Origin of the sequence: Microcystis sp. LE19-84.1B (genome assembly GCF_027531875.1) — a bacterium.
GTDB lineage: Bacteria > Cyanobacteriota > Cyanobacteriia > Cyanobacteriales > Microcystaceae > Microcystis > Microcystis panniformis.
In genome coordinates this window covers 1-5,317 of record NZ_JAPZSR010000100.1, presented here as the reverse complement: position 1 = coordinate 5,317, position 5,317 = coordinate 1, and the positions used below count along the sequence as shown (strand labels likewise).

The window sequence follows — 5,317 nt, the reverse complement described above, 5'->3', positions numbered from 1 at the left end:
GGGGGGACTAAGGGGGGATCGAACCTAAAATCCATTTTAAATTTAATTATAACCAGCTACTTAAAATAAGCGATTTACTGTTAAGAACATCAATCGGGGACTTATTGAAAACTCTAATTTTTGACCAAGAGAAGTCAAAGATAATCCCCGACTTTTTCAGTAGCATTGACTAAATCTTCTAGCACTTACCCTTACTTCTCCCCGGGTTCCAGGTATCCGAAAGCCCTGAATTAACTAGGGTTATACGTCAATTCATTGAGGCAAACCGTGCGCCCTGGCAAGCAGAAAAAGACTTTTGACACTTTTTGAGGTGAGTGTTAGAATCAAAGGGGTTACTCTGCGTCGTCTCCCGCAAAAGGTATCCAATCTTGATATTTATAACCAAGGGGGGCGATCGCATTGCCATCACGAGAGACGGTAGCGGTATTTTCCCGTTGGACAGGAGCAGCATTGCGGGGTGTCAGTTTTTTAGTTTTCATGGGGTAATTCCGACCTTATTGTTGTTGAGTTCAGTCATACCACCTTTTTTCTGCCGAATCAATAGTTTTTCAGTGAATTTGTTGTTAAGTTTTGTTAAGTTTAGATCGGCTTAAGTTAAGTTTTCCGAATAAAACCCCCGCCAGATGCTACTGGGGTAGTAAACTTAGCAGGGGTTCATCTATTCTGAATCTAAATCTTCTAGCACTCGTTAACCAAGGAAAAGGGAGACAACAGAAGAGCAAAAACCTGTACTCCCCTGCTTCTTCACTAACCGCTCAATGGTCGAAATTCTTATATAATAAGAATTATCCAAGACTTGTCACACCCTCCAGCAAATTACCTTATCCAGCAAATCTTGACTGATGCCAAAAAAAATCAGAGAATTAAAACAAATGCTCAAAAAAGCTGGATTTATTGATTTTCCGGGAAAAGGCAGTCACAACCATTGGTTACACCCTCTATATGCAGGAAAAATCACCCTATCGGGAAAAGACGGAGCAGATGCTAAACGTTACCAAGAACAAGAAGTCAAAAATGCTATTGAAGAGGTCAGGAGAAAAGAAGATGAAAAAACTTAAATATAGAATAGTGCTTCAGTGGTCTGATGAAGACAATTGTTATCTAGTTGGCTTACCTGACTTTCCTGGACAAAAATGGCGAACTCATGGTAATACTTATGCTGAAGCCGTGAAAAATGCTGAAGAAGTCCTAGAATCTCTGATACAACTTTATCAGAAATTAGGGGAATCTTTACCTCATCCTGAGATAACTAAAAAGAGAGAAATTTTGCCAAAAATAAATTAACAAAACTAGAAGAATACTTAGAAGCTTACCCTACTCTCACCTATTGCTACCAGAACTATACAGTATACCGAAAGGAAGATTGTCATTGCGAGGGGAGATTGAGAGATTCTCCCTTTTGTGGAAAAGTAATCCCTCAAAAGTTTTAATTGTTCTGATTGGTAAATTGACGAACAATCTCAACTTTTAGATTTAATTCCCGCGCAATTTGTTCTTCATTAAGTCCCAACCTAACCAGAAGAGGAATTGTTTCTAATTTTCCTTCAATTTTTCCTTCAAGTTTCCCTTCAAGTTTCCCTTCAAGTTTTCCTTCAAGTTTTCCTTCAAGTTTTCCTTCAAGTTTCCCTTCAAGTTTCCCTTCAAGTTTCCCCTCTTCCTTAGCTTCTTGATAAAACTTGGTTTGTTTCCATTCCGTGAGATTAAACATGGCTTCTAACTCCTGGCGACTTTTCTGCGGAAATTTGTAGATAATAATCTTCTCGATTAACTCGATAACATTTCTTTGAGTGTTAGGGTCAACAATCTGTTGGCGGGTTTGCTTAATCAGTGATTGAACCTGTTCTGGTGCTTTTTTCGTACTGATGACGATAAACTGGAGGATACTTATCCCAAGAGATGGAGGGGACTCACCCTCAATTTCATCGAGATATATCCGTTGCATCTGCTCTAAGTTTAGCAAATTCTGGTAAGCGAGGGGAACCCCTGTGTCTAAGCGTCGCTTTCCCCAGATAATTACGGGACAGCAAGTACGTTCAGGCTTATACTGCTTGAGATAGAGGAAGATTTGAGTGATGAATCGCCAATAAAAATCCTCGTCCTTTTGAAATTGAACTTCGACAAAGTAAAGCGGATAATCTGGGTGGTCTGCATCGGGAATAAATACCCCATCGAGTCGGAAAGCCAATTCTTTGATTTCGATTGACTTAAATTGATAATTTTGCGCCAGATTGGGAGATTCTCCCAGCAGTTGAAAGAGAAGTTCGGGAAAGACTTGAAATAGGGTATAAAAGATTTTATCAGTTTTCATTATTCTAATTGTTCTAATTCTTTGAGGGCTGTCATAACAGTCATAACATCCTTTTCTTGATATGATTTTTATGGCAACCAAGAGCGATCCAGTAATTGTTCTAGTGAGTAAGGACATTGAGAGGGAAAAATCACAGTATTCACTGTTTTGATTTTGACAAAACCTAACGCATCTTGGTAGATCGAGTTTAATTCTTCTTCTAAATAATTGCGGAGATTAGCCGTCATTTTTCGCCCTAATTGAGTACGGAAGTTATAGATTTCTTCCTGCCAATGAATTGTATTATATTCTGCTTCTTTTGTCCAGTATTGCAGTAATAATAAATGGCGGATAACCTGTTCTAAAAAACTGGCTACCGCATTTTTCTTTTCTTTGCCCAAATCCTCTAATTCCTCGATTAAATGTTCTAAGTCTAGTTGTGAAAATTGATGATTTCTGAGTAGGCTAACGGTTTCTCCTAGCCATTGGGAGTCATCAATCTCATAGAGTTGTTTTAAGTCGTGAATTCTTTGCATCATTGATGGTCTCCATTAGCTGTTTTATCGTTTTGAGTGTCTTGACATCAGAGAAGTTTCGTGGTTAACATAAAGTTTACTCCATTCCAAAATACTTATAATAGTAAAGCCTAACATTTTCGATTCTCGTTTTTTCTAATTCTTGTTGGGCTGTACCTACCCACATATTAGGTAGAATATCTTGATGTTGATAAAAGCTGTGAACCCTTTGGGCTGTATCACTAAGCTTAAAGTAATTGATTAAATCTTGACGATTTTTGAGACTGTAGTAAAGCACTGGGTTGTGATTGGCTTTTGATAAACCGGTGTAAAATAGACTTGATGCTTGGAGAGGTTTTAAGGCTGATTTAGGAAAATGTTGCCACACTTGATTGATGGTTTCTGGTTTGAAAAAATCATCTTCTCCAACTTCAGCATAAATTTCGATTGCACTCTTACCATTGAAATAAAAATCAAAACCAATTAGGTGAACAAACCCACTGAGATAATTACTATCAGCAACACCGTCACTTAAAACAAAAGCGGTTGCTAGTTTTTCGGGATAATCCCCAATTCTGATGTGCATTTTTACACTAGAATCGACAAGATTGGTTCTTAAGTCAATACCAGCACTTAGGACTTCTAGCTTGCTAAAGTCAAAGTTATCTCCTAAAAATTGCTGTAATAAAGAATAATCTAATTGAACACCCACACGGTTCTCCACTTGCTGAAAAAAAGCTAGAGATTGAGTTAGATATTTTTGCAATTCTTGAGCTTGATCTTTAAAAAAGAGCATAAACCGTGAGGCAATTAATTTATCTAATTCTATCTTACAAGAGGCTTCAATGTAACAATTGCCTTCAACTTCCATCACAAAGTCTTCAAATAGCCGCAGAGGATAAATCGGCTCAACATCGAAAGCTTGTTGATGGTTACGAATAAATTGTAGTCTTTGCTCTTTGAGGGAGTTTTTTTGAATGTCAGCAACTATCATAATGGCCAGTTTTTAGATTGTGAAAAGAATATTTTAGGTAAGGTGAGATTCCGTCTGCAAATCAGGTGGATGCCAACCAGCTTTAACCCAATTTTTACGCACAATAACAGCCAGATTACTATTTAATCTTAAAGCTACAATTGTTGCTCGACCACAAGCCGTTACTCCCATAATTTCTGTTCTCTCTGGAGTCCAAGTAAAATGTTCTTACCATTTTTGAAGGCGAGGATTAAATAAGGAAACCAACGCCTCAGATTTGGGATCAATAGCCTCAGTTTGAGTCCATTTATATTAATTACATAATTCACAAGCTAAACATAAATTATCTTCTGTATTAACACCTCCTTTAGCTAAAGGTTGGATATGATCAATTTGTAATCTCCCCATAATATAATCCTGGTGACTTAGGCAATATTCACAACGATTTCCTGCCCGTTGTCTAACTTTTTGGCGTAAGGTTTCTGTAAGAAAACTCATGGTATTAAAGGCTCTCTCAAACCTCGTTTAACGGCTTCAGCTAAGGCTATTGACTTTCTTAATTGTCCCATTTGGTAAATTGAGATTAAAACTAATAATTCATAGCCTTCGGCTTCGGTTAAGCCCGTATTTTTTCCCTTAGCTTGTAACTCTCCCAAGCGTTGATTTTGAACAGCATCCATTTTTGAATTAGCTAATTCAATAACTTCGGAATCTAAAAGATGGGAAACTTCAAGATGATTGCCCACAGCTGAGAGACTATTAAAGGTAGGCAAAATGATTTCTAAGGTATCAATTAAAACCTCTGATAACTCTCGTTCTGTAGCCTTTCCTAAACATTGGGCTGATTCAAGTAAACTGACTGGTAAATTAATAGTAATTTGAGTCATTTGTGATGTATGAATAAGTAAATCTTACTTTAATCATAGCTCATCTAATTCTGTCAAAGGTACAAACCCAAGGAGAAGAACACCGCTACCCGATAACCCTGGGGGAGTAAGCTATTGGCAGGATCTCATCTCCCTGAATCTAAATCTTCTAGCACTCGTGCTCCAAGGAAAAGGGAGACAACAGAAGAGCAAAAACCTGTACTCCCCTGCTCCCTCTCTCCCCTGCTCAAGAAGCTTCTCCCCGGGTTCCAGGTATCCGAAAGCCACGAATTAACTAGGGTTGTACGTCAATTCATTGAGGCAAACCGTGCGCCCTGGCAAGGAGAAAAAGACTTTTGACCTGATTTGAGGTTCGTGCTAGAATCAGGGGGATTACTCTGCGTCGTCCCCCGCAAAAGGATCATATACGTACTCATGGCCGTGCAGGGGGGCAATCGCATTGCCATCACGAGAGACGGTAGCGGTATTTTCCCGTTGGACAGGAGCAGCATTGCGGGGTGTCAGTTTTTTGGTTTTCATTGAGAATTACCTCTTGTTTGTATTGTCTTTTTTCCTAAGTCTTAACAACATTAGGTTGGTCTTACTTTTACATAAAGTAACTCAATTGTCAAGGCTTTTTTTATTTAGTTTTGTAACAATTTAGCAACAAAAAAAG

At 38.3% G+C, this 5,317-nt stretch carries 10 protein-coding genes; 2 read left to right on the top strand and 8 right to left on the bottom strand.

What is annotated here, in order from left to right; all coding sequences use genetic code 11:
- Positions 1–332: 332 nt before the first annotated feature.
- A complete protein-coding gene (locus O9324_RS05955) occupies positions 333–479 on the bottom strand; it encodes an anacyclamide/piricyclamide family prenylated cyclic peptide (protein ID WP_288139717.1) in 147 nt (48 codons plus the stop codon).
- Positions 480–842: 363 nt separating this feature from the next.
- Here O9324_RS05955 and O9324_RS05950 point away from each other — a divergent pair, with 363 nt between their 5' ends.
- The gene (locus tag O9324_RS05950) at positions 843–1,058 is read left to right on the top strand and encodes a type II toxin-antitoxin system HicA family toxin (protein WP_004161256.1); all 216 of its coding nucleotides are present in this window, start codon (positions 843–845) and stop codon (positions 1,056–1,058) included.
- Entirely contained in the window at positions 1,045–1,284 is a 240-nt protein-coding gene (locus tag O9324_RS05945; RefSeq protein WP_043995445.1) for a type II toxin-antitoxin system HicB family antitoxin, read from the top strand. Before O9324_RS05950 ends, O9324_RS05945 begins: the two co-directional genes overlap by 14 nt.
- 142 nt (positions 1,285–1,426) lie before the next feature.
- Here O9324_RS05945 and O9324_RS05940 read toward each other — a convergent pair whose 3' ends face one another.
- The 7 genes from O9324_RS05940 to O9324_RS05910 all read right to left on the bottom strand — a co-directional run bounded on the left by O9324_RS05940 (position 1,427) and on the right by O9324_RS05910 (position 5,181).
- Entirely contained in the window at positions 1,427–2,308 is an 882-nt protein-coding gene (locus O9324_RS05940) for an Rpn family recombination-promoting nuclease/putative transposase (RefSeq protein WP_288139716.1), read from the bottom strand.
- Between the two features lie 68 nt (positions 2,309–2,376).
- Positions 2,377–2,823: a DUF29 domain-containing protein gene (locus O9324_RS05935; RefSeq protein ID WP_288139715.1), complete on the bottom strand. Its 447-nt coding sequence runs from the start codon at positions 2,821–2,823 to the stop codon at positions 2,377–2,379.
- 76 nt (positions 2,824–2,899) lie between these two features.
- Positions 2,900–3,796 carry a DUF5838 family protein gene (locus O9324_RS05930; RefSeq protein WP_288139714.1) on the bottom strand — a complete coding sequence of 299 codons (897 nt, stop codon included), beginning with the start codon at positions 3,794–3,796 and terminating at the stop codon, positions 2,900–2,902.
- Positions 3,797–3,829: 33 nt separating this feature from the next.
- Positions 3,830–3,967 carry a hypothetical protein gene (locus tag O9324_RS05925; protein WP_288139713.1) on the bottom strand — a complete coding sequence of 46 codons (138 nt, stop codon included), beginning with the start codon at positions 3,965–3,967 and terminating at the stop codon, positions 3,830–3,832.
- 120 nt (positions 3,968–4,087) lie between these two features.
- Positions 4,088–4,273, bottom strand: coding sequence for an HNH endonuclease (locus tag O9324_RS05920; RefSeq protein ID WP_288139712.1), 186 nt, complete (start codon positions 4,271–4,273; stop codon positions 4,088–4,090).
- A complete protein-coding gene (locus O9324_RS05915; RefSeq protein ID WP_288139711.1) occupies positions 4,270–4,662 on the bottom strand; it encodes a hypothetical protein in 393 nt (130 codons plus the stop codon). The genes O9324_RS05920 and O9324_RS05915 overlap by 4 nt, the downstream gene beginning before the upstream one ends.
- 372 nt (positions 4,663–5,034) lie before the next feature.
- Entirely contained in the window at positions 5,035–5,181 is a 147-nt protein-coding gene (locus O9324_RS05910) for an anacyclamide/piricyclamide family prenylated cyclic peptide (protein WP_288139710.1), read from the bottom strand.
- Between the last annotated feature and the right edge of the window lie 136 nt (positions 5,182–5,317).